The organism is Ralstonia nicotianae (assembly GCF_018243235.1).
GTDB classification, from domain to species: Bacteria; Pseudomonadota; Gammaproteobacteria; order Burkholderiales; family Burkholderiaceae; genus Ralstonia; species Ralstonia nicotianae.
Genome location: NZ_CP046674.1, coordinates 2,816,787 through 2,836,605, shown reverse-complemented (window position 1 = coordinate 2,836,605; position 19,819 = coordinate 2,816,787). Strand labels below are relative to the sequence as shown.

21 protein-coding genes, 1 tRNA gene, 1 pseudogene and 1 riboswitch are annotated in these 19,819 nt (G+C 66.2%); of the genes and pseudogenes, 17 read left to right on the top strand and 6 right to left on the bottom strand.

Annotated elements, in window-relative coordinates:
- Positions 1-93 precede the first annotated feature (93 nt).
- Positions 94-1,341 carry a serine hydroxymethyltransferase gene (gene glyA, locus GO999_RS12930; protein ID WP_016723407.1) on the bottom strand — a complete coding sequence of 416 codons (1,248 nt, stop codon included), beginning with the start codon at positions 1,339-1,341 and terminating at the stop codon, positions 94-96.
- Between the two features lie 125 nt (positions 1,342-1,466).
- Positions 1,467-1,596: riboswitch (ZMP/ZTP riboswitch) on the bottom strand.
- A 140-nt stretch (positions 1,597-1,736) separates the two neighbouring features.
- Here glyA and GO999_RS12925 point away from each other — a divergent pair.
- The 12 genes from GO999_RS12925 (at position 1,737) to GO999_RS12870 (ending at position 11,635) form a co-directional block, all read left to right on the top strand.
- Positions 1,737-2,489, top strand: a complete 753-nt coding sequence (locus GO999_RS12925; protein WP_016723406.1) for an SDR family NAD(P)-dependent oxidoreductase — start codon at positions 1,737-1,739, stop codon at positions 2,487-2,489.
- A gap of 68 nt (positions 2,490-2,557) precedes the next feature.
- Entirely contained in the window at positions 2,558-2,962 is a 405-nt protein-coding gene (gene ybgC, locus GO999_RS12920; RefSeq protein WP_011000686.1) for a tol-pal system-associated acyl-CoA thioesterase, read from the top strand.
- Entirely contained in the window at positions 2,959-3,651 is a 693-nt protein-coding gene (gene tolQ, locus GO999_RS12915; RefSeq protein ID WP_011000687.1) for a protein TolQ, read from the top strand. The genes ybgC and tolQ overlap by 4 nt, the downstream gene beginning before the upstream one ends.
- Before the next feature lie 12 nt (positions 3,652-3,663).
- Positions 3,664-4,098 (top strand): protein TolR, encoded by a 435-nt coding sequence (tolR, locus tag GO999_RS12910; RefSeq protein WP_011000688.1) that lies wholly within the window; start codon positions 3,664-3,666, stop codon positions 4,096-4,098.
- 37 nt (positions 4,099-4,135) lie between these two features.
- The gene (gene tolA, locus GO999_RS12905; RefSeq protein WP_211906292.1) at positions 4,136-5,143 is read left to right on the top strand and encodes a cell envelope integrity protein TolA; all 1,008 of its coding nucleotides are present in this window, start codon (positions 4,136-4,138) and stop codon (positions 5,141-5,143) included.
- Between the two features lie 44 nt (positions 5,144-5,187).
- Positions 5,188-6,489, top strand: coding sequence for a Tol-Pal system beta propeller repeat protein TolB (gene tolB / locus GO999_RS12900; protein WP_020831416.1), 1,302 nt, complete (start codon positions 5,188-5,190; stop codon positions 6,487-6,489).
- Between the two features lie 24 nt (positions 6,490-6,513).
- Positions 6,514-7,032: a peptidoglycan-associated lipoprotein Pal gene (pal, locus tag GO999_RS12895; RefSeq protein WP_011000691.1), complete on the top strand. Its 519-nt coding sequence runs from the start codon at positions 6,514-6,516 to the stop codon at positions 7,030-7,032.
- 69 nt (positions 7,033-7,101) lie between these two features.
- Positions 7,102-7,875 (top strand): tol-pal system protein YbgF, encoded by a 774-nt coding sequence (gene ybgF, locus GO999_RS12890; protein WP_016723403.1) that lies wholly within the window; start codon positions 7,102-7,104, stop codon positions 7,873-7,875.
- A gap of 162 nt (positions 7,876-8,037) precedes the next feature.
- The gene (gene queC, locus GO999_RS12885) at positions 8,038-8,712 is read left to right on the top strand and encodes a 7-cyano-7-deazaguanine synthase QueC (protein ID WP_071011569.1); all 675 of its coding nucleotides are present in this window, start codon (positions 8,038-8,040) and stop codon (positions 8,710-8,712) included.
- A gap of 18 nt (positions 8,713-8,730) precedes the next feature.
- A complete protein-coding gene (locus GO999_RS12880; RefSeq protein WP_011000694.1) occupies positions 8,731-9,846 on the top strand; it encodes a YeeE/YedE family protein in 1,116 nt (371 codons plus the stop codon).
- 62 nt (positions 9,847-9,908) lie between these two features.
- Positions 9,909-9,984: transfer RNA gene (locus tag GO999_RS12875), tRNA-Lys, on the top strand.
- 284 nt (positions 9,985-10,268) lie between these two features.
- Positions 10,269-11,635, top strand: a protein-coding gene (locus GO999_RS12870; RefSeq protein ID WP_089190850.1) for an IS3 family transposase whose coding sequence is annotated in 2 segments (ribosomal slippage) — positions 10,269-10,743 and positions 10,743-11,635 — 1,368 coding nt in all. Because the reading frame shifts where the segments join, the coding sequence is not laid out codon by codon here.
- Positions 11,636-11,758: 123 nt separating this feature from the next.
- On the opposite strand, the gene GO999_RS12865 is transcribed toward GO999_RS12870, so the two are convergent.
- Positions 11,759-12,115, bottom strand: a complete 357-nt coding sequence (locus GO999_RS12865; protein WP_028852706.1) for a hypothetical protein — start codon at positions 12,113-12,115, stop codon at positions 11,759-11,761.
- A 534-nt stretch (positions 12,116-12,649) separates the two neighbouring features.
- Here GO999_RS12865 and cheY point away from each other — a divergent pair.
- From cheY to GO999_RS12850, 3 genes are all read left to right on the top strand, one after another.
- On the top strand, positions 12,650-13,054 hold the full coding sequence (gene cheY, locus GO999_RS12860; RefSeq protein WP_011000696.1) for a chemotaxis response regulator CheY: 405 nt from the start codon (positions 12,650-12,652) through the stop codon (positions 13,052-13,054).
- A complete protein-coding gene (gene cheZ / locus GO999_RS12855) occupies positions 13,054-13,716 on the top strand; it encodes a protein phosphatase CheZ (RefSeq protein ID WP_011000697.1) in 663 nt (220 codons plus the stop codon). The genes cheY and cheZ overlap by 1 nt, the downstream gene beginning before the upstream one ends.
- A gap of 168 nt (positions 13,717-13,884) precedes the next feature.
- Positions 13,885-15,003: a 3-deoxy-7-phosphoheptulonate synthase gene (locus GO999_RS12850; RefSeq protein ID WP_019717671.1), complete on the top strand. Its 1,119-nt coding sequence runs from the start codon at positions 13,885-13,887 to the stop codon at positions 15,001-15,003.
- A 173-nt stretch (positions 15,004-15,176) separates the two neighbouring features.
- On the opposite strand, the gene GO999_RS12845 is transcribed toward GO999_RS12850, so the two are convergent.
- A complete protein-coding gene (locus tag GO999_RS12845; RefSeq protein ID WP_016723399.1) occupies positions 15,177-16,004 on the bottom strand; it encodes a DNA/RNA non-specific endonuclease in 828 nt (275 codons plus the stop codon).
- Positions 16,005-16,057: 53 nt separating this feature from the next.
- On the opposite strand from GO999_RS12845, the gene GO999_RS12840 reads away from it, so the two are divergent.
- Entirely contained in the window at positions 16,058-16,543 is a 486-nt protein-coding gene (locus tag GO999_RS12840; protein ID WP_011000700.1) for a nucleoside 2-deoxyribosyltransferase, read from the top strand.
- Positions 16,544-16,801: 258 nt separating this feature from the next.
- Positions 16,802-17,706 (top strand): annotated as a pseudogene (locus GO999_RS12835) (TauD/TfdA dioxygenase family protein).
- 3 nt (positions 17,707-17,709) lie between these two features.
- Here the strand turns inward: GO999_RS12835 and GO999_RS12830 are convergent.
- The 3 genes from GO999_RS12830 to GO999_RS12820 are packed head-to-tail and all read right to left on the bottom strand — an operon-like array spanning position 17,710 to position 19,695.
- Positions 17,710-18,171: an NUDIX domain-containing protein gene (locus tag GO999_RS12830; protein WP_071012799.1), complete on the bottom strand. Its 462-nt coding sequence runs from the start codon at positions 18,169-18,171 to the stop codon at positions 17,710-17,712.
- 2 nt (positions 18,172-18,173) lie between these two features.
- Positions 18,174-18,992 carry an ABC transporter permease gene (locus GO999_RS12825; protein WP_028860277.1) on the bottom strand — a complete coding sequence of 273 codons (819 nt, stop codon included), beginning with the start codon at positions 18,990-18,992 and terminating at the stop codon, positions 18,174-18,176.
- Positions 18,993-19,002: 10 nt separating this feature from the next.
- Complete coding sequence (locus tag GO999_RS12820) at positions 19,003-19,695, bottom strand: ABC transporter ATP-binding protein (protein WP_011000704.1); 693 nt, start codon at positions 19,693-19,695, stop codon at positions 19,003-19,005.
- Between the last annotated feature and the right edge of the window lie 124 nt (positions 19,696-19,819).

The window sequence follows — 19,819 nt, the reverse complement described above, 5'->3', positions numbered from 1 at the left end:
ACGCGCTACACAAAAAACAACGCCGCGACGGCCCGGGTGGGCGCATCGCGGCAGAGCAGGGTACTACAGCCTGGCCGGTCACCCGGCCAATGGTCAGGCGTAGACCGGGAACTGCTTGGTCAGCTCGGCCACCTTGGTGCGCACGGCCGCGATGTTGGCTTCGTCATGCGGATTATCAAGCACATCGGCGATCAGGTGGGCTACCTTCACGGCCTCACCCTCCTTGAAGCCTCGCGTGGTCATGGCCGGCGAGCCCAGGCGGATGCCCGAGGTCACGAAGGGCTTCTCCGGATCGTTCGGGATGGCGTTTTTGTTGACGGTGATATGCGCGTCGCCCAGCACCTTCTCGGCTTCCTTGCCGGTAATGCTCTTCGCGCGCAGGTCGACCAGCATCACGTGGCTTTCGGTGCGGCCGGAGACGATGCGCAGGCCGCGGGCCATCAGCGTTTCGGCCATGGCGCGGGCGTTTTTCACCACCTGTTCCTGGTAGGCCTTGAACGTGGGCGACTGGGCTTCCTTGAACGCCACCGCCTTGCCGGCGATCACGTGCATCAGCGGGCCGCCCTGGATGCCGGGGAAGATCGCCGAGTTGATGGCCTTCTCGTGCTCGGCCTTCATCAGGATCACGCCGCCGCGCGGGCCGCGCAGGCTCTTGTGGGTGGTGGTGGTCACGAAATCGGCGTGCGGCACCGGGTTCGGGTAGACGCCCGCGGCGATCAGGCCGGCGTAGTGGGCCATGTCAACCATGAAGTACGCGCCGACGGCCTTGGCCACCTTGGCGATGCGCTCGAAGTCGATGCGCAGCGCAAACGCGGAGGCGCCGGCGATGATCAGCTTGGGCTTCTTCTCTTGTGCCAGCGCTTCGAGGGCATCGTAGTCGATGTCTTCCTGCGCGTTCAGGCCGTAGCTGACGACGTTGAACCACTTGCCGCTCATGTTGAGCGCCATGCCGTGCGTCAGGTGGCCGCCTTCGGCCAGGCTCATGCCCATGATGGTGTCGCCCGGCTTGAGCATGGCGAAGAACACGCCCTGGTTGGCCTGCGAGCCGGAGTTCGGCTGCACGTTGGCGGCCTCGGCGCCGAACAGTTGCTTCACGCGGTCGATGGCGAGCTGCTCGACCACGTCCACGTATTCGCAGCCACCGTAGTAGCGCTTGCCGGGATAGCCCTCGGCATACTTGTTGGTCAGCTGCGAGCCCTGGGCGGCCATCACGGCCGGCGAGGTGTAGTTCTCGGAGGCGATCAGCTCGATGTGGTCTTCCTGGCGCTGGTTTTCCTGCTGGATGGCGGCGAAGACTTCTGGGTCGATCTGGTCGATCGTATAGCGGTTGCGTTCGAACATGGCGAGTGTCTGGTCTGAAACGAAACGGAAACGGCGGGGGATCGGGCGAGGCGGGGAAACGCGCGGCTCGGGCGGTTGCGCCGGCTTGTCCGGCGGCAGCGGGGACCCGAGTCACCCAGCTTCCCATTCGCTGCCCAGGCGAGCGGCAGGCGTCGTTGTGCATGACGCCAGAGACCTTGCGCTTCCTCGTGGTCAACGCCCACTGCCGGGTACTGCCGGCGGCAGCCCCAGGATTCGCCAGTTGCGCAAGGTGGAATGGTTGCCCGCGAGTGTACGACACCCGTATGACCGCCGCAAGGCGCCACGCGCGGTCCCGCGCACATGGCTGCGCAGCGGTCTGCAATGCTCGGTTAAACTCTTGCACTTCGCTTATCTCTGGCTCGGAGACACGTCCCATGATCGTATTCGTGACCGGCGCAACGGCCGGCTTCGGGGCAGCCGTTGCGCGGCGTTTCGTGCGGGAAGGGCACCGCGTGATCGCAGCGGGCCGCCGCCAAGATCGCCTTGATGCGCTCAAAGCCGAACTGGGCGATGCGCTGCTGCCGTTCCTGCTGGATGTGCAGGATGCCGCCGCCGTCGCCGCCCTGCCGGGGGCCCTGCCGGAGGGCTGGCGGGAGGTCGACGTGCTGGTCAACAATGCCGGCTTGGCGCTCGGCCTGGAGCCGGCGCATCGGGCCAGCCTGTCCGACTGGGATCTGATGATCGGTACCAATGTCACGGGGCTGGTGCATGTGACGCGTGCATTGCTGCCGGGCATGGTGGCGCGCAACCGCGGCCATGTCATCAACCTGGGCTCGATCGCCGGAACGTATCCGTACCCGGGCGGCAACGTGTACGGCGGCACCAAGGCTTTCGTGCGCCAGTTCTCGCTGAACCTGCGCGCTGACCTGACCGGCACCCGCGTGCGCGTGTCGAACGTCGAGCCGGGCCTGTGCTCGGGCACCGAGTTTTCGAACGTGCGCTTCAAGGGCGATGACGCCCGCGTGACCAAGGTCTACGAGGGAACCGAGGCGCTGACGGCCGACGACATCGCCGAGACCATCTACTGGATGGCGGCGCTGCCGGCGCATTTCAATGTCAACGCGATCGAGATCATGCCCGTTTGCCAGTCGTTCTCTGCGACCAGCGTGACGCGCGACATGGCTTGAGGCCCGGGCCTGCCATCGCCCGGTTGGTGGATGGCAGGCTGTTTGCTAAGGCTTGGTAAAATCTGGGGATGTCTTCTTTTGACTGGAACCTGCGGGTGTATTGGGAAGATACCGACGCAGGCGGCGTGGTGTTCTACGCCAACTATCTGAAATTCTTCGAGCGCGCTCGCACCGAGTGGCTGCGCGCACTGGGGGTCGACCAGCAGGCGCTGGCCGATACGACCGGAGCCATCTTCGTGGTGCGCAGCACCGCCGTGGACTATCGCGCGCCCGCCCGCCTGGATGACTTGCTGCAGGTCCGTTCACGTATGGAACGGGTGGGGCCGGCATCGGTCCAATTTGCCCAGGAAAGCTGGCGCGGCGACATTCTGCTCGTCTCAGGCACGATTCGTGTTGGATGTGTCGACCGGCTCACATTCCGGCCGACCCCGATTCCCGCTCCCATACTCGCAACCATCAAAGCCGCCGCATGAATCCTGTCGAGGTCACGCAAGATCTGTCGATCGTCTCGCTGGTGCTGCACGCCAGCCTCCTGGTCCAATTCGTCATGGGCCTCCTGCTGGTGATGTCGCTGTTCTCCTGGACGTACATCTTCCGCAAAGCCTTTGCGCTGCGCGCGGCCCGCGCGCAGACCGAATCCTTCGAGCGCGATTTCTGGGCGGGCGGCGACCTGCAGGCGATGTACCAGAGCGCCGCCAACAATCGCCACCACACCGGCGCGCTCGAGCGCATCTTCGAAGCCGGCATGCGCGAATACCTGAAGACGCGCGAGCAGCAGCGCGGCGTCGGTGATCCGAGCGCCATCCTGGATGCCGCGCGCCGCGCCATGCGTGCCGCCTACCAGCGCGAGATGGATTCGCTCGAATCGCACCTGCCGTTCCTGGCCTCGGTCGGCTCGGTCAGTCCGTATATCGGTCTGTTCGGTACGGTGTGGGGCATCATGAACGCGTTCCGTGGCCTGTCCAACGTGCAGCAGGCGACGCTGTCGGCGGTGGCGCCGGGCATTGCCGAAGCGCTGGTCGCCACGGCCATCGGCCTGTTCGCGGCCATTCCGGCGGTGATCGCCTACAACCGCTACGCCACCGAGATGGACCGCCTGGCCAACCGCTTCGAAAGCTTCATGGAAGAGTTCTCGAACATCCTGCAGCGCCAGACGCGCTAAGGACGGACCGCCATGGCTACCATCCAGCGAACGCGCCGCGCCCGACGGGCCAAGGCCGACATCAACGTGGTGCCCTACATCGACGTGATGCTGGTGCTGCTGGTCATCTTCATGGTCGCGGCGCCGGTGGTGAACCCGGGCGTGGTCAACCTGCCGTCGGTGGCCAACGCCACGCCGCAGCAGACCCAGCCGCCCATCGTCGTGACCATCAAGGGTGACGGCACGATCCTTGCTCGCGTCAAGAGCGGCTCCGGCGCCACCGAGCAGAAGCTGGCGAACAACCAGGAACTGCGCGCCTTCGTCAAGCAGCGCACGGGAGAGAATCCGGACCAGCCGGTGGTTATCGCCGCCGACAAGACGGTCCAGTACGACCGCGTGCTGACAGTGATGGGCGTGCTCAAAGGGGACGGCGTCAAGCGCGTCGGTCTGATGGTGAAGTCGCAATGAACGCGTTGACGAGCGCTCGCGGAGCAATCTGACAGGCATGGCTACGACGTCGCTGCATCGTTACGAGCCGGTCCGCGAGCGCGGGACGCTGCGAGCGTTCGCGCTGGCGGTGCTGACGCACTTGCTGTTGCTGACCTTCCTGTATTTCGGCGTGCAGTGGCAGAGCAGCACGCCGCGCGGGGAAGAGGCCGAGTTGTGGGACGAGGCGGCGCTGCAGCAGGCAGTGCAGTCTGCGCCGGCGCCCGAGCCGAAGCCGGAACCGGCCGTCCAGGCGCCGCCGGCCAAGGTGGAGGAAGAAGCGGACATTGCGCTGGAGCAGCAAAAGCGCAAGCGCGAGGAGGAAGCCGCTGCCGCACGCGAGGCCGAACTGGCGCGCCGCGCGACGGCGGAGCGCGAGGACGCCAAGCGCCAGGCCCTGCTCAAAGAGCAGAAGGCGCAGCAGGCCCGGCAAGCGGAACTCCAGAAGCGGGCCCTGGCCGAACAGCTGGCACAGCAGGCCAAGGAGCGGCAGGCCCACGAGAAAGCGGTCGCTGCCGAGGCCCAGGCGCGCAAGGACGCCCAGCTGAAGGCGCAAGCCGAGGCCAAGGCCAAGGCCGTAGCGGAAGCCAAGGCGAAGGCCGACGCAGAGCAACGGGCTGCGCAAGCCAGGTCCAACGCTCAGCGGCAGGCGCGCCTGCGGGATCTGCAAGCGTTGGCGGGCACTGCCGGTGCGACCGGCGCGGCGGCGGGCTCGGGCGGCGGCGTCGGCAGCGGGACGGGTGCGGGCGGCACCGCGTCGGCGGGGTATGCCGACCGCGTGCGCGCCAAGGTGCAGCCGAACATCAATTTCTATGACGACACCTCCGGCAACCCCATCGTGACGGTGCTGGTCCAGATGGCGCCCGATGGTACGGTGTTGTCTCGCAGGGTCACCAAACCGAGTGGATATCCGGTGCTGGACGAAGCCGTGCTGCGCGCGATCGACCTGTCCAGTCCGCTGCCCCGCGATACGAATGGCAAGGCGCCTGCGAGTGTGATCGTCGGCTTCAAGCCCAAGCGGGGCTGATCGCCCGCTACGCGGGTGAGGGATGCGTTCAACAAGTTGTGAGGATGATGATGCGGAATGTTTGGAAGTCTGGACTTCGACGATCGGCCTGGATCGGGCTGCTGATGGTGTTGTGCGTCGGGGTTGCGCGCGCCCAGCTGTATGTGGAAATCGCCGGGGCCGGTTCGAGCCAGTACCCCATCGCCATTGCCAATTTCCAGGGCGAATCGCAGATTCCGCAGGACATCACGGCCATCGTCCGGGCCGATCTGGTGCACAGCGGCCGCTTTTCCAATGTCGATGTGGCGGGCGCGGTGGTGCCGGACAGCCCGGCCCCCGACCTGGGCGCCTGGAAGAGCCGTGGCGCGGCTGCGTTCGTCGGCGGCACCGTGACGCGCAACGGCGATCGCTACGAGATCCGCTTCCGCCTGTACGACACGGCCAAGGGGGAAAGCCTGGGCGGCCTGGCGCTGACGCGCGGCGAAGGGCAACTGCGGCTGGCGGCGCATGAGATCGCCGACTACATCTACCAGAAGCTGATCGGCGATCGCGGTGTCTTTGCGACTCGCCTGTCGTATGTGTCCAAGGTGGGCCGCCGATACCAGCTGCAGATTTCCGATTCCGACGGGGCCAACCCGCAGGTGGCGCTGACCAGCAACGAGCCGATCATTTCGCCGGCGTGGTCGCCGGACGGCACCAAGGTCGCCTACGTGTCGTTCGAGAGCCGCAAGCCGGTGGTGTATGTGCATGACCTGATCTCGGGCCGCCGGGCGGTGATCTCGAACCAGAAGGGCAACAACTCGGCGCCGGCCTGGTCGCCGGACGGCCGCCGCGTGGCGGTGGCGCTGTCGCGCGACGGCAATACGCAGATCTACCAGGTCAACGCCGACGGCTCGGGCCTGCGCCGCCTGACCCGCAGCAGCGCGATCGATACCGAGCCGTCGTTCTCGCCGGACGGCCGCTCGATCTACTTCACCAGCGACCGCGGCGGCGCGCCCCAGATCTATCGCATGCCGACCGAAGGCGAAGACGCCGGCAGCGCGCAGCGCGTGACGTTCAAGGGCGGCTACAACACCAGCCCGCGCGTGTCGCCGGACGGCAAGCTGCTGGCCTACATCTCGCGGGTGGGCGGGGCCTTCAAGCTGTATGTGCAGGACCTGTCCAATGGTGACGTCACCGGGCTGACCGACACGTCCTATGACGAATCGCCGAGCTTTGCCGCCAACGGCAAGTTCATCCTCTATGCCACCCGCGTAGGCGGGCGATCGGTGCTGGCGGCGGTGTCAACCGACGGCCGCACGCGCCAGATTCTTTCCCTCCAGGCCGGCACGGTCCGCGAGCCGGCGTGGGGCCCTTTCATGCAATAACGATTCCTTCAGGAGAGATCGAACATGCCGAAGTCTCAAACCATGATCAAGCTGGCGGCGATTGCCGCGCTGCTGGCGCTGGGCGCTTGCAGCTCGGGTGTGAAGCTGGATGACACCTCGAAGAACGCCACGGGCGGTGCCGCCGCCGGTGCCGACACCCGCAACGTGACGCCCGTCGACGTGAGCCGCGATGAACTGACCGATCCGAACAGCCCGCTGGCCAAGCGCAGCGTGTACTTCGATTTCGACAGCTACACCGTCAAGCCGGAATACCAGGGCCTGCTGACCCAGCATGCGCGTTACCTGCAGTCGCACAACCAGCGCAAGGTGCTGATCCAGGGCAACACCGACGAGCGCGGCACCAGCGAGTACAACCTGGCGCTGGGCCAGAAGCGTGCCGAGGCCGTGCGCCGCGCGCTGTCCTCGCTGGGCGTGCCCGACAGCCAGATGGAATCCGTGAGCCTGGGCAAGGAAAAGCCGCAGGCCTCGGGCCACGACGAGGAGTCGTGGGCACAGAACCGCCGCTCCGATATCGTCTACTGATCGGCGCGGGGCAAGTGGATGCGCCGGCTGCGTTCGCGCGGCCGGCGTTCTTACGTTGGTAGCAAAGACATGAACACGATGACGAAACAGCGCGTCTTCCAGGCCATCCTGACAGCGACGCTTGTCGCGGGTGGAGCATTGACCATGGCCGGCCCGGCGGCAGCGGGGGTGTTTGACGACGATGAGGCGCGCCGCGCCATCATCGACATGCGCGACAAATTCAACAATTTCCAGTCGAGCGCCGCACAGCGCATCGACCAGAACAGCCGCAACCAGATCGACGCGCAGAACCAGATCGAGACACTGAAGTCCGAGGTCGCCCGGCTGCGCGGCCAGAACGAGCAGCTGCAGAACGAGGTCGATACGCTGGCCAGGCAGCAGAAGGACTACTACGCCGATCTCGATGCGCGGCTCAAGAAATTCGAGCCGCAGCAGGCCACGGTGGATGGCCGTGAAGGTATGGTGCAACCGGGCGAGAAGACAGAGTACGACGCCGCGCTGAAGACGTTCCAGAGCGGCGACTTCAAGGGCGCGGGCAACCAGTTCTCGGCGTTCGTGAAGAAGTATCCGCAGAGCCCGTACCTGCCGCTGGCGCAGTTCTGGCTGGGCAATGCGCTCTATGCCCAGCGCGACTACAAGGGCTCGACCTACGTGCTGGAGAACATGGCGCGCGCCAACCCGCAGCACCCGAAGGCGCCGGAGGCGCTGCTGCAGGTCGCGACCAACCAGGGCGAGTCGGGCCAGAAGGCCGCGGCGCGCAAGACGCTGGAGACGGTGATCGCGGAGTATCCCGGCACCGAGCAGGCCAAGACCGCAACAAGCCGGTTGAAGACGATGCGCTGACCGGACGTCTCCGGTTGCCGCGACGCCCGCCCGTGTCTGCACCGGCGGGCGTTTTTCATGGCGCGGCCGGAATGCCCGTCATGGCCGGCAGTCGGAGCCCGCGGCGTACCGGCGCGCTAAAATGCGGGCCTTCCACCGATTGTTTCCCCAGGGCTTTCCCCCATGAAAAAACGCGCCATCGTCCTGCTGTCCGGCGGGCTGGATTCCGCCACCGTGCTCGCCATGGCCAACACGCAGGGCTTCGAGACCTACGCGCTGTCGATGCGCTACGGTCAGCGTCATTCTTCCGAGCTGGAGGCGGCCAAGAAGGTGGCCGCCGCGCTGGGGGCCGTCCGCCATGAGATCGTCGATCTGGACCTGCGCCGCTTCGGTGGTTCCGCGCTCACCGATGATGCGCTCGAAGTGCCGACCACGGGCGTGCAGGAGGGGATCCCCATCACCTACGTGCCGGCGCGCAACACCATCATGCTGTCGCTGGCGCTGGGCTGGGCGGAGGCTGTCGGGGCACGCGACCTGTTCTTCGGCGCCAATGCCGTCGACTATTCCGGCTACCCCGACTGCCGCCCCGAGTACGTCGCCGCCTACGAGACGCTGGCGAACCTGGCCACGAAGGCCGGCGTGGAAGGCGATCACATCCGCGTCAATGCGCCGATCATCGCCATGACCAAGGCCGAGATCATCCAGGCCGGCGCACGGCTGGGCGTCGACTACAGCCTGACCGTGTCGTGCTACCAGGCCGACGATGAGGGCCGCGCGTGCGGCGTCTGCGATTCGTGCCGCATCCGCCGTGCCGGCTTCGAGGCGGCGGGGGTGCCGGACCCGACGCGCTATCGCTGATCCCGGGAGGGCTATCCGATGCCAGACATTGATCTTCACGCGCTGTCCCGCACCGTGCTGTGGGCGACGTTCGCCCTGACGTTTCTGTTCGGCGCGATCCTGCAGCGCACGCATTTCTGCACGATGGGCGCGGTGTCCGACGCGGTCAACATCGGCGATTGGAGCCGGCTGCGGATGTGGGCGCTGGCTATCGGCGTGGCGATGATCGGCACGGGCATCCTCGGCTGGGCGGGGTGGATCGATCCGGCCAAGACGATCTATGCGGCCGGCCGGCTGCAGTGGCTGTCGGCGCTGGTCGGCGGGCTGATGTTCGGCTTCGGCATGGTGCTGGGCTCGGGGTGCGGCAGCAAGACGCTGGTGCGCATCGGCGGGGGCAATCTGAAGTCGGTGGTGGTGTTCGTGTTCCTCGGGCTGTCGGCGTACATGACGCTCAAGGGCGTGTTCGGCGTGGTGCGCGTCGCGACCGTCGATGCCGTGGCGATCGCGCTGCCGACGACGCAGGATCTGCCGAGCGTGCTGGGGCATGCGCTGTCGGCGGACGTGCGCATGTTGCGCCTGGCGCTCGCACTGGCGATCGGCGGGGCGCTGGCGGTGTGGGCGCTCGCCGGCCGCGATTTCCGCACGCCGGACAATCTGCTGGGCGGCATCGGCGTCGGGCTCGTCATCGTGGCCATGTGGTATGTGTCCGGCCATCTCGGCTATGTCGCGGAAGATCCGGACACGCTGCAGGAGGCCTTCGTCGCGACCAACAGCGGTCGGATGGAGGCGCTGAGCTTCGTGGCGCCCGTGTCGTATACGCTGGAATGGCTGATGTTCTTCAGCGATACGTCCAAGGTGCTGACGGTCGGCATCGTCAGCGTGCTTGGCGTGATCGCCGGCTCGGCCGCGGTGGCGCTGGCCAGCGGCACGTTCCGCTGGGAGGGCTTCGCCAATGCGGAGGACACCGGCAACCATATCGTGGGCGGTATCCTGATGGGCGCGGGCGGCGTGACGGCGCTGGGCTGCACGATCGGGCAGGGGCTGTCGGGCGTGTCGACGCTGGCGATCGGCTCGTTCGTCGCGTTGGCGGGTATCCTGGCGGGCGCGGTGCTGGCGTTCCGCTACCAGATGTGGCGGCTGGAGCGTGGTGGTTAGGCCGGTTTCGCTGGCCTGAAATTTGACAGCCGAACGAAAGTGTTCTTATAATCGCAGGCTTCGGGTCGTTAGCTCAGTCGGTAGAGCAGCGGACTTTTAATCCGTTGGTCGCGTGTTCGAGTCACGCACGACCCACCAGAATGTGAAAGGGTTTGCAGGTTAGCGCCTGCAAACCCTTTTTCATTTTTGGGATGATGTCGTTGTGGCGTCGTCCGCTAGTTGGTTCGATTTTGCGCGCCACCTGGCATATGCAAAACGAGAAAAACCGCCCCTAGGGGCAAATGCCGTTCAGTTAAGCATGACTTGGCAGGCTCGCGGCAACGAGAGCTGAGTCAACAACAGGGAAAAAGGCCGCTCCGACATCAATCGTATGAACTGCACCCCAAAAGTTGGACATCTGTTCAACCTTTGGGGTGTTTTTCATGGCGAAGTATGAAGAGGCGTTCAAGCGCCAAGTAGTTCAGGAGTATTTGAGGGGGGCCGTTGGGACCGCAGGGCTGAGCCAGAAGTACGGGATAGGCCGTTCTGTGATCCGGCGCTGGATCAACGCGTGGCAGCGCCATGGGAAATCCGGACTACGCAAGAAGCATGAAGCGTATAGCGCCGAGTTCAAGCTGACGGTGCTGCAGCGCATGTGGCGCGACGAGTTGTCCTATCAGCAAGTCAGCGCTGTGTTCGATTTGCGTGAGGCTGGCGGCGTCAGCCGCTGGGACCGCCAGTATCATGAGGGCGGTTTCGACGCCCTACAGCCGCGCCGCAAAGGCGGGGCACCCATCATGTCCCAGTCCAAGCAAGATCCCCAACCCGCTGCGCAGCCGGCTCAAGACGAGCGCTCGCGCGAGGATTTGCTCAAAGAGAACGAGTGTTTGCGCGCGGAGGTGGCGTACCTAAAAAAGTTAGATGCCCTGCTGCGTGCCAAACAGCAGCAGGCACCAAAGAAAAAGCGCAAGTCGTGAGTGCGCTGCGTGAGCGGCATTCATTGTCGAGCTTGCTCAAGGCCGCGAATCTCGCACGCAGCACGTACTACTACCAGATGGCGACAAGCCAGGCAGAGGATCGTCACGGCGCGCTCAAGGAGCGCATTCAGCACATCTATGCCCAGCACAAGGGCCGATATGGCTACCGCCGGATCACGGCGACGCTCCGTCGGGCAGGGACGTTGGTGAATCACAAGACCGTACAGCGATTGATGTCGGCGCTACAGTTGAAGTCACTCGTGCGGCCGAAGAAATACCGCTCTTACCGCGGGCAAGTCGGGCGGGTTGCTCCCAATCTGCTACAGCGCGAGTTTGAGGCGAGCAAGCCGAACGAGAAGTGGGTAACGGACGTGACGGAGTTCAACGTCGGCGGCAAAAAGCTGTACCTGTCGCCCGTCCTGGACCTGTACAACGGAGAGATCGTCGCCTGGCAAACCAGTGAACGACCTGATTACACGCTGATCCGGGAGATGCTCGACAAGGCGTTGCGCAAGCTGCGCCCGTGCGAGACGCCGATGCTGCATTCGGATCAAGGCTGGCCGTATCAAATGGCAGCGTATCGTCGCAAACTGGCCGCGCGAGGCCTGCGCCAGAGCATGTCCCGCAAAGGCAACTGCCTAGACAATGCGGCAATGGAAAGCTTCTTCGGCACACTCAAGTCAGAGTGCTTCCGGTTAGAGCGCTTCGCGGACATCGACCAACTGCGACGCGCCATTGCCGAATACATCCGGTACTACAATCACGAGCGCATCAAGATCAAGCTAAAAGGGCTGAGCCCTGTGCAATACAGGACTCAGCCCTTGGCCGCCTAAATTACCCGTCCAACTTTACGGGGTCAGTTCAGGAGCGGCCTTTTTTGCCTTAACTGAACGGCATTAGCCCCTAGGGGCGGTTTTCGTTTGGGCGCTCGGTGGGAGCGCAACTGAGGGCCCGCGCTACCCAGCCGGGGCGAGCGCGGTGGATTGCCTGGGCGGCAGCTTGCTTTCGGTGTACATCTCCGTCACGGCAATGCTGGCAACGAACAGAGCCAGGCCCAGCATCATGGTCGCCATGACCCGCAGCCGACGGCCTGGCCGCCGCACGAGAACAAACAGGACCAGCGGCAGCTCCAGCAGGACCAGCAACGCCCCCAGGATAATGACCGCCCCGCCTATGGCCACAATCGGCCCTGTCCGCACGGCCGCCAGATCAATGTGGGCAAAGTACCGCACGTAGACGGTAAAGGCCGCGCTCATGGCCACCAGCAGGCCGGTCAGTACGTCAACCCAGCGGACGATGCGTGTGCGGGTCATGGTGCAAGATCGCCCCACAGGGCGAGAGGGCTGCCATCGATCGTCATGAACAGGCCGGCACCGCTCGTCAAGATCGCGCCGCCAGTTGTGGTTTTGTCACCCAGTACAGCACAAGCCCGAAGCCCCACGACATCCTCCCTTGCGTTGAATCCGTTGCGCCATGCAAACGGCGGGTGACACTTTGGGATCGTGCTTAGTGCTCCGGCAATTGAGAAATATTGAAAACTGCCATGAGTGCAATCTGTGAGGCGCCAATCTCCACGCCGTAGGTGGGCCGTGCCAGCGCTGCTCCTCGACGGCGCCATCGCGCAGATAGCCGCTGGCGCCAGCCGCCGCCCCGCAGGCGTGACCGTCATGCGCTAGCACGCCATCGTTGCCGGTGGTGCCTGTGTTTGCACGGTGCGTACCAGGTCCGTAGTTGGCTTCACGCAAACCTTTGCGTATAAGTGACTTATCGTGCTCAAGAAATGTTGCGGGCGGCCGATGTCACTGCTTTCCTATTTCCAATTCGGACAGTTTGCGGAGAGTGCATCCATGGACAAGAGCCAATACCGATTCCTGGTTGTCGATGATTTCCCGACGATGCGTCGGATCATCCGTGGGCAGCTCAAGGAACTCGGGTTCGCCAACATCGATGAGGCCGAAGACGGTACTGCTGGCCTGAGCAAGATCAAGGAGAGCCGGTTCGATTTCGTGATTTCGGACTGGAACATGCCCAAGATGGATGGCCTGCAGATGCTGCAGGCCATTCGCGCCGACCCCAACCCGGGCATCAGCAAGCTGCCCGTGCTGATCGTGACGGCCGAGGCCAAGAAGGAAAACGTCATTGCCGCCGCCCAGGCCGGTGCCAGCGGCTACGTGGTCAAGCCGTTCACCGCGGCCACGCTGGGCGAAAAACTGAACAAGATTTTCGAGAAGTTCGAAAGAGCGGAGGCCTGATGAGCGAAATGCACGATGGCAGCCCCGTCCAGGCTGACAGGGCTGCCGCGGATGCCGAACCCTTGCCCGACATGCTGCAGCGGATCGGGTATCTGACCCGCATGCTGCGCGAAAGCCTGCGTGAACTGGGCCTGGACAAAGGCATCGAACGCGCTGCGTCCGCCATTCCCGACGCGCGCGATCGGCTGAACTACGTCGCGAACATGACGGAGCAGGCGGCCATGCGCGCCCTGAATGCCATCGATGCGGCTCGCCCGGTGCAGGACGCCTTGGCGGGCGAGGCGGAGGCGCTGGTCAGGCGCTGGCAGGCCTGGATGGACCGCCGGTTGAGCGACGAGGAGATTCGCGACCTGGTGGGCGAGACCCGCGGCTTCCTGCGCGACGTGCCGCAGAAGACCCGCGACACCAACCAGCAGTTGATGGAGATTCTGATGGCGCAGGATTTCCAGGACCTGACCGGCCAGGTGATCAAGAAGGTGCTGGATTTGATCCAGTTCATTGAGACCGAGCTGATCGGCATCCTGACGGACAACGCGCCCGCGCATCGGAGCGCGGAGGTCGCGCCGACGCTGCTCAACGGTCCGCAGGTCAATCCCGATCCCCCCGACGTGGTCGCCGGCCAGGAACAGGTGGACGATCTGCTGGAAAGCCTGGGTTTCTGAGCCGGCTCAAGTCCGCCTTCAGTCTGCGCATCCGAAACCCGAGCTCGACTCACTACAATACCCGCCTGCGCTGCCATCCGCCGCTCGCCCCGCCGATTTCCGCCGTCAGTGGGCAATCGGCGGACTGCCCCGGTTTCGGCGCACCGCTCGTGTTTCCAGGAGTTTTCCGTGATTCGCATCGACAATCCCCAAAGCGACCAAGAAGTCGGCGTGGCCGACGCTACCCAGGACACCACCCGCATCGATGACGTGCGCATCGGTGCGGTCCGTCCGCTCATTTCCCCGGCACTCCTGCTCGACGAGTTGCCCGTGTCGCCCGCCGTGCAGGCGCACGTCGAAGCGAGCCGGGCCGCGGTGACGGACATCCTGCACGGACGGGACGATCGCCTGCTTGCCGTGGTGGGCCCGTGCTCGATCCACGATCACGACCAGGCGCTCGACTACGCCCATCGGCTCGGGGCGGCCGCGAATCGCCTGCGCGACGATCTGCTGATCGTCATGCGCGTGTATTTCGAAAAGCCGCGCACGACCGTCGGCTGGAAGGGCTACATCAACGATCCGCGGCTCGACGGCAGCTTCCGCATCAACGAAGGGCTGCGCCGTGCGCGCCAGTTGCTCCTGGAAGTCAACGCGATGGGATTGCCGGCGGCCACCGAGTTTCTCGATCTGCTGAGTCCGCAGTACATCGCGGACCTGATTGCCTGGGGCGCGATCGGCGCCAGGACGACGGAAAGCCAGAGCCATCGGCAGCTCGCCTCGGGACTGAGCTGTCCCATCGGCTTCAAGAACGGCACGGATGGCGGTGTCCAGATCGCGGCGGACGCGATTCTGGCGGCGCGGTCGAGCCACTCGTTCATGGGCATGACGAAGATGGGGATGGCCGCGATTTTCGAGACGCGCGGCAACGGTGATGCGCACGTCATTCTTCGCGGCGGCAAGAAGGGACCGAACTATGACGCGGCGGCCATCGAAGACAGCTGCGCGATTCTCCGGGCGGCCGGGCTGCGCGAGCAGGTGATGGTCGACTGTTCGCACGCGAACTCGGGCAAGTCCCATGCCCGTCAAGCCGACGTTGCGCGGGATCTGGCGCAGCAGCTGTCGTCCGGCGAGCGGCGCATCAGCGGCGTGATGATCGAGAGCCATCTGGAAGAGGGGCGCCAGGATCTGAAACCCGGCGTGCCGTTGCAGCGCGGCGTGTCCATTACCGATGCCTGCCTTGGGTGGTCCCAGACGGAACCGTTGCTGGAAACCCTCGCAACGGCTGTGCGTGCGCGGCGGCGCGGCTAGCGGGGACTCGCGTCGAGGGGGATCACCATGCTGGTTTGGCGCCTAGCATGTGTCGCTGGCGATGAGATGTCCGGCGATCTGAAGTGCGCCGATTGGCATCGAAGCCGCCCGCATGACGAAGGCATCGCAGGCCCGGACCTGGAGCGGGGCCGGGCCGATCGAGGTGGCCGGTTTCAGTTGGCGACCGGCACCCCGGGCAAGAAATCGACCCCCGTCCGCTTGACCAGTTCGCGGTAGGAAATCGGCCGGCTCACCCGCGCCGTGTCTGTGTTCTGAATCCAGTGCGCCCACGCGCGATGGGTGGTCGCATCGTAGACGAGCTTGTACAGGTAGTGCGGCACCCATACCCGATGGGGGCCGATGGTCGACGAGGGCGGGACGAACACCGGGCCGGTGATGACGTACACGTCGCCGTGCGCGCGCAGGACGTACTTGCGCGTGGCCTTTTCGATGCCGGCCCACGCCTTGCGGTTGTTCTCGGGCGCCTGGGGCACCATGTTGGACAGCGAGAAGCTTTGCGCCATGCTGGTGTCGTTCGGCATGTCGCCCGCGGGGGCCATGTGGCCGCGGTCGAAACCGGAGCCCCTGTAGTCGGCCAGCTCGGCGCGCTCGACGCTGGGCAGCCGGGCGTCGGCGAAGAAGCGGTTGGTGCGGCGCTCCTCCCGGGCCCGCGCGACCTGGGCCGCGTTCAGACGTTCGGCCACGTAGAGGGGCGTCTTGGTGAGCCCCGAGTACATCACCGCGAACGAGGAGAAGCACAGCGCGCGCGGCCGGACGCTCTCCAATCGGTGGACCTTCGGCACCTGGCCATGCACGAAAAACTGCGGGCACCGCTCAAAGCCGGTGGTCGCGGCAATGGCGGGTGCGGCTGCGAGCGCGCAGGCCGCCAGCGCTGCGCGAATGATCCTTGCGAAGCGCAGCGGCTTCATGTTCTTGCCTTCCAATTCGGTCTGCCGGACGAAAAGCGGGCAAGGATAGCATCCGCGCGGGATCAGGCGCACGGCGCGGGCCGGGCGTTATCCTGTGCGGCCATGTTTTCATTGCGCCTACGTCCATGTCCCTGCGCCTCTATCTCGCCGGTCCCGATGTCTTCCGTCCGCAGCCCGTTGCCCATGGCGATGCCTTGAAGGCCCTGTGCGCGGCGTACGGCTTCATCGGCCTCTACCCGTTCGACAATGCCGTCGCCCCGCAGGCCGACGGTCCCGCGACGGCGGCGGAAATCTATCGCCAGAACATCGCGCTGCTCGACTCGGCCGATGCGGTGCTGGCCAACGTGGCGGACTTCCGCGGCCACGAGCCCGATTCGGGCACCTGCTTTGAGATCGGCTACGCCATCGCGCGCGGCAAGGCGGTGTGGTGCTACAACGTGCCCGCCGTGCCGCTCGTGGCGCAGGTGCCGAACGTGGACGGCAGCGATGCCGACGGCTGGGCCGTGGAGGATTTCGGCCTGCCGCGCAACCTGATGCTTGCCTGCAGCAGCCGGCTCGTGGCCGGGGATGCGCGCGCCTGCCTGGAGCGCATGCGGGCGCATTACGCATAGCCGCGCATGGGCGTGCGCCCGATGAGCGCATGCGCGCGCCCTCCGCGGCTCGATCGCTTCCGGCACAACGCGCGCGCCCACACGCTGCACGATCCGCTGGACAGACAAGCTGCGCGCCTTCAGCCGCTACGCCCGGGGGGCCGCCTGCCCGAGGCGACGGGCTACAACTGAGTGCGTATCGATCTGCGCTTTCCTTCGTTGGTGCGAGGTGGCGGGCGCGGTCTAATGGGGCATCCGCCGGCTTTTTCCCCATCCACCATGTCCGACGCCGTTGCTGTCGCCCCCGAGGCTCCCGCTGTCCACACCCGCCGCTTCCAGGTGCGCCGCCTGCCCGGCGCGCCGCTCGGTGCCGAGATCCTCGGCCTGAACGATGCAGCCGGCCTGTCCGATGCCGACGTCGCCGCCATCCGGCAGGCCTGGCTGGCCCACGATGGCCTGCTGGTGTTCCGCGACGTGCGGCTCGCACCGCGGGCCCAGGTCGATTTCAGCCGGCGCTTCGGGCCGCTGCAGGTGCACGTGCTGAACCAGTTTCACCTGCCGGCGCATCCGGAGATCCTCGTGGTGTCCAATGTGGTCGAGAACGGCAAGCCGATCGGCCTGGGTGATGCGGGCCGGGACTGGCACTCGGACCTGTCCTACAGGCCGCGGCCGAGCCTCGGTTCGCTGCTGCTGGCCCGCGAGCTGCCGCAGGCGGGCGGCGATACGCTGTTCGCCAACATGGTCCGCGCCTACGAGACCCTGCCGGCCAAACTCAAGCACAGCATCGAAGGCCGGCGTGCCGTGCATTCCTACGTGTATCGCTAGAGCGGCTGCGCGCGTTGTCGGCGTGGCGGCCGCCACTGACGCAGGCGCAGCGCGATGCGGTGCCGCCGGTCGATCATCCGGTCGTGCGCACGCATCCCGAGACGGGCAGGCGTGCCCTGTTCGTCAACGAGGGGTTCACGTCCCGCATCCTGGGCCTGCCGGAAGACGAGAGCGCCGCCGTGCTCACGCAACTCTTCGCCCACAGCATCCGGTCGGACAACATCTACACCCATCGCTGGCAGCCCGGCGACATGCTGTTCTGGGACAACCGCTCCACCCTCCATTTCGCGCCCGGCTGCCCGGACACGCACCGGCGCACGCTGCATCGCACGACCATCGAGGGCGACGTGCCCGTCTAGGGTCTAGCGTCCGGCGGCCTGGAGGCGCGCGTGGATCTCCGCCAGCGGCAGCGCCACCGCGAACAGCCGTGCCAGGGACTGGCTCGCGTAGTGCGGCACGTCATCGGCGCTGGCCCAGCGGTAGGCGTCCATCTCGGGGATCAGCCTGCCCGAGTGGTAGCTCGCGAACATCGACGTGCAGATCAGCGTATCGAGCGAGATGTCGGCGCGGCGCAGGCGCGTGGCGAACAGGTGCACGTCCTTGCCGCGCCGCAGTGCGAAGCGCCCCAGTTCGATCAGCGTGTGGGGGGCGAGGACGAGGCCGGTTTCCTCGCGGGTCTCGCGCAGCGCGGCCTCGCGGTCGGATTCGCCGGGTTCGGGTGCGCCCTTGGGGATGTCCCAGTGGCGCGTCTCGGTGGCGTGCGCGAGCAGGATCTCGGCATCTTCATTGAGCAGCACGAGGCCGCAGGAGAGCGCGATGGCCATTGTCAGTGCACGCCGGGCGCGCGCTGGACGATGCGCGCGGATAGCAGCTGGTGCTCGCGGCTGAACAGGCGCCGGTATGCCAGCAGCACCGCCGCCACCGTGCCCAGCCCCGACGATGCGGCCAGCAGGAACATGATCACGATCTGGTAGCGCACCGCCTCCAGCGGCGATTGTCCCGCCAGCACCTGGCCGGTCATCATGCCCGGCAGGCTGACCACGCCCACGACCGACATCTGGTTGATGATCGGTGTCATGCCAGCGCGCACCGCCGCGCGGGCCGCGTTGCGCGCCGCCTCCCAGCGCGTGCCACCGAGCGCCAGCAGGGTCTCGACCTGGTCTCGCGTGGCGATCAGTTCGCCGGTCATCCGTTCCAGCGCCAGGCCGACGCCCGTGAGCGTGTTGCCGAGGATCATGCCCATGATCGGGATCGCATATTGCGGCGTGTACCACGGCCGCGCCTGCAGCACGGCCACCAGCCCGATGGCCCCGATCAGCCAGGTGCTGCCAAATACCGACAGCGTGCCGTCCAGCCGCAGCCCGGCATAGCCGCGGGCGCCGCGGCTGCCGGTGGCGTGTCCGGCAATCAGCGTCATCAGCGCAATCACCGCGAGCACCACGGCCCAGTGTGCGCTGGCAAACACCCACTGCAGCACGAAGCCGATCAGCAGCAATTGCACGACCGTGCGCACCGCCGCCCATGCCAGCCGGCGTTCCAGCCCCAGGCCCAGGCCGATGGACAGCGCGCCGTTGACGAGGATCAGCAGGGCCGCAATGCCGACCTGCCAGGCGGAGAGCATCTGTTCGGGGGCGGGTGTGCTCATGGTTCGGGCCTCAGGTTTCAGGCTGCTGCGGCACAGGCGCCCGGGTGTCGAGGCACCCGGCCGCGACGCGCCAGTAGCGGTGGGCGATCCGCGTCGCCTGCGCCGGGTCATGCGTGATCCAGACCCAAGCCCGGCGCTCGGGCGCCTGTGCGAACCAGTGCAGCAGCATCGCCTCGATGGCGCGGGCCGATGCGGGGTCGAGCGCGGCGGTCGGCTCGTCCAGCAGCAGGATGGCCGGCCCGGTCTGCAGGGTGCGCACCAGCGCGGCGATCTGCGCTTCGCCGCCCGACAGGTCGGTCGCGCGCTTGTCGAGGAAGCGCGCGTCGCGGTCGGCGCGCGCGAGCAGGGCGATGGCGGCGTCGCGGTCGAAGCCGGGGCCTGTCCTGCGGGCGTGCAGGCGGTAGGGCAATTGCAGGTTGTCTTCCACCGAGCCGGGCAGCAGGGCGGGGCGCTGCCTCACGTAGGCCACCTCGCACCGGAACGCCGGGACGCCGGCAGCGGACACCGTTTCACCCCGCCATGTCACATGACCGTCATCCAGCGGGTCGAGCAGCGCCAGCGCCCGCAGCAGCACGCTCTTGCCGGCACCGGACGGCCCGGTCAGCGCAATGCGGTCGCCCGGGTGGACGGCGAGCGAGGCCGGGTGCAGCAGCGGTGCACCGGTCTGCGCGTCCCGGCGCTGGATGGCGGTGGCGGTCAGCATGATCTGGTGTGAAGTGTTGTCTAAAGTAACGCATCAATGCGAGGCATTGATGCATTGTGCGTATGAGCGCGCGGGGCATGCTTCATCGGAAACGCGCGGGTTGCGGGCGTGACCCCGGGGGCGG

Bases quoted from the DNA above. Each gene is read 5' to 3' on its own strand.
- GO999_RS12865 (WP_028852706.1), bottom strand. From the start codon at position 12,115: ATGACCCGCACACGCATCGTCCGCTGGGTTGACGTACTGACCGGCCTG.
- queC (WP_071011569.1), top strand. From the start codon at position 8,038: ATGAAAAAACGCGCCATCGTCCTGCTGTCCGGCGGGCTGGATTCCGCC.
- GO999_RS12820 (WP_011000704.1), bottom strand. From the start codon at position 19,695: ATGCTGACCGCCACCGCCATCCAGCGCCGGGACGCGCAGACCGGTGCA.
- GO999_RS12825 (WP_028860277.1), bottom strand. From the start codon at position 18,992: ATGAGCACACCCGCCCCCGAACAGATGCTCTCCGCCTGGCAGGTCGGC.
- glyA (WP_016723407.1), bottom strand. From the start codon at position 1,341: ATGTTCGAACGCAACCGCTATACGATCGACCAGATCGACCCAGAAGTC.
- tolR (WP_011000688.1), top strand. From the start codon at position 3,664: ATGGCTACCATCCAGCGAACGCGCCGCGCCCGACGGGCCAAGGCCGAC.
- pal (WP_011000691.1), top strand. From the start codon at position 6,514: ATGCCGAAGTCTCAAACCATGATCAAGCTGGCGGCGATTGCCGCGCTG.
- tolA (WP_211906292.1), top strand. From the start codon at position 4,136: ATGGCTACGACGTCGCTGCATCGTTACGAGCCGGTCCGCGAGCGCGGG.
- tolQ (WP_011000687.1), top strand. From the start codon at position 2,959: ATGAATCCTGTCGAGGTCACGCAAGATCTGTCGATCGTCTCGCTGGTG.
- GO999_RS12925 (WP_016723406.1), top strand. From the start codon at position 1,737: ATGATCGTATTCGTGACCGGCGCAACGGCCGGCTTCGGGGCAGCCGTT.
- GO999_RS12840 (WP_011000700.1), top strand. From the start codon at position 16,058: ATGTCCCTGCGCCTCTATCTCGCCGGTCCCGATGTCTTCCGTCCGCAG.
- cheZ (WP_011000697.1), top strand. From the start codon at position 13,054: ATGAGCGAAATGCACGATGGCAGCCCCGTCCAGGCTGACAGGGCTGCC.
- tolB (WP_020831416.1), top strand. From the start codon at position 5,188: ATGATGATGCGGAATGTTTGGAAGTCTGGACTTCGACGATCGGCCTGG.
- ybgC (WP_011000686.1), top strand. From the start codon at position 2,558: ATGTCTTCTTTTGACTGGAACCTGCGGGTGTATTGGGAAGATACCGAC.
- ybgF (WP_016723403.1), top strand. From the start codon at position 7,102: ATGAACACGATGACGAAACAGCGCGTCTTCCAGGCCATCCTGACAGCG.
- GO999_RS12880 (WP_011000694.1), top strand. From the start codon at position 8,731: ATGCCAGACATTGATCTTCACGCGCTGTCCCGCACCGTGCTGTGGGCG.
- GO999_RS12830 (WP_071012799.1), bottom strand. From the start codon at position 18,171: ATGGCCATCGCGCTCTCCTGCGGCCTCGTGCTGCTCAATGAAGATGCC.
- cheY (WP_011000696.1), top strand. From the start codon at position 12,650: ATGGACAAGAGCCAATACCGATTCCTGGTTGTCGATGATTTCCCGACG.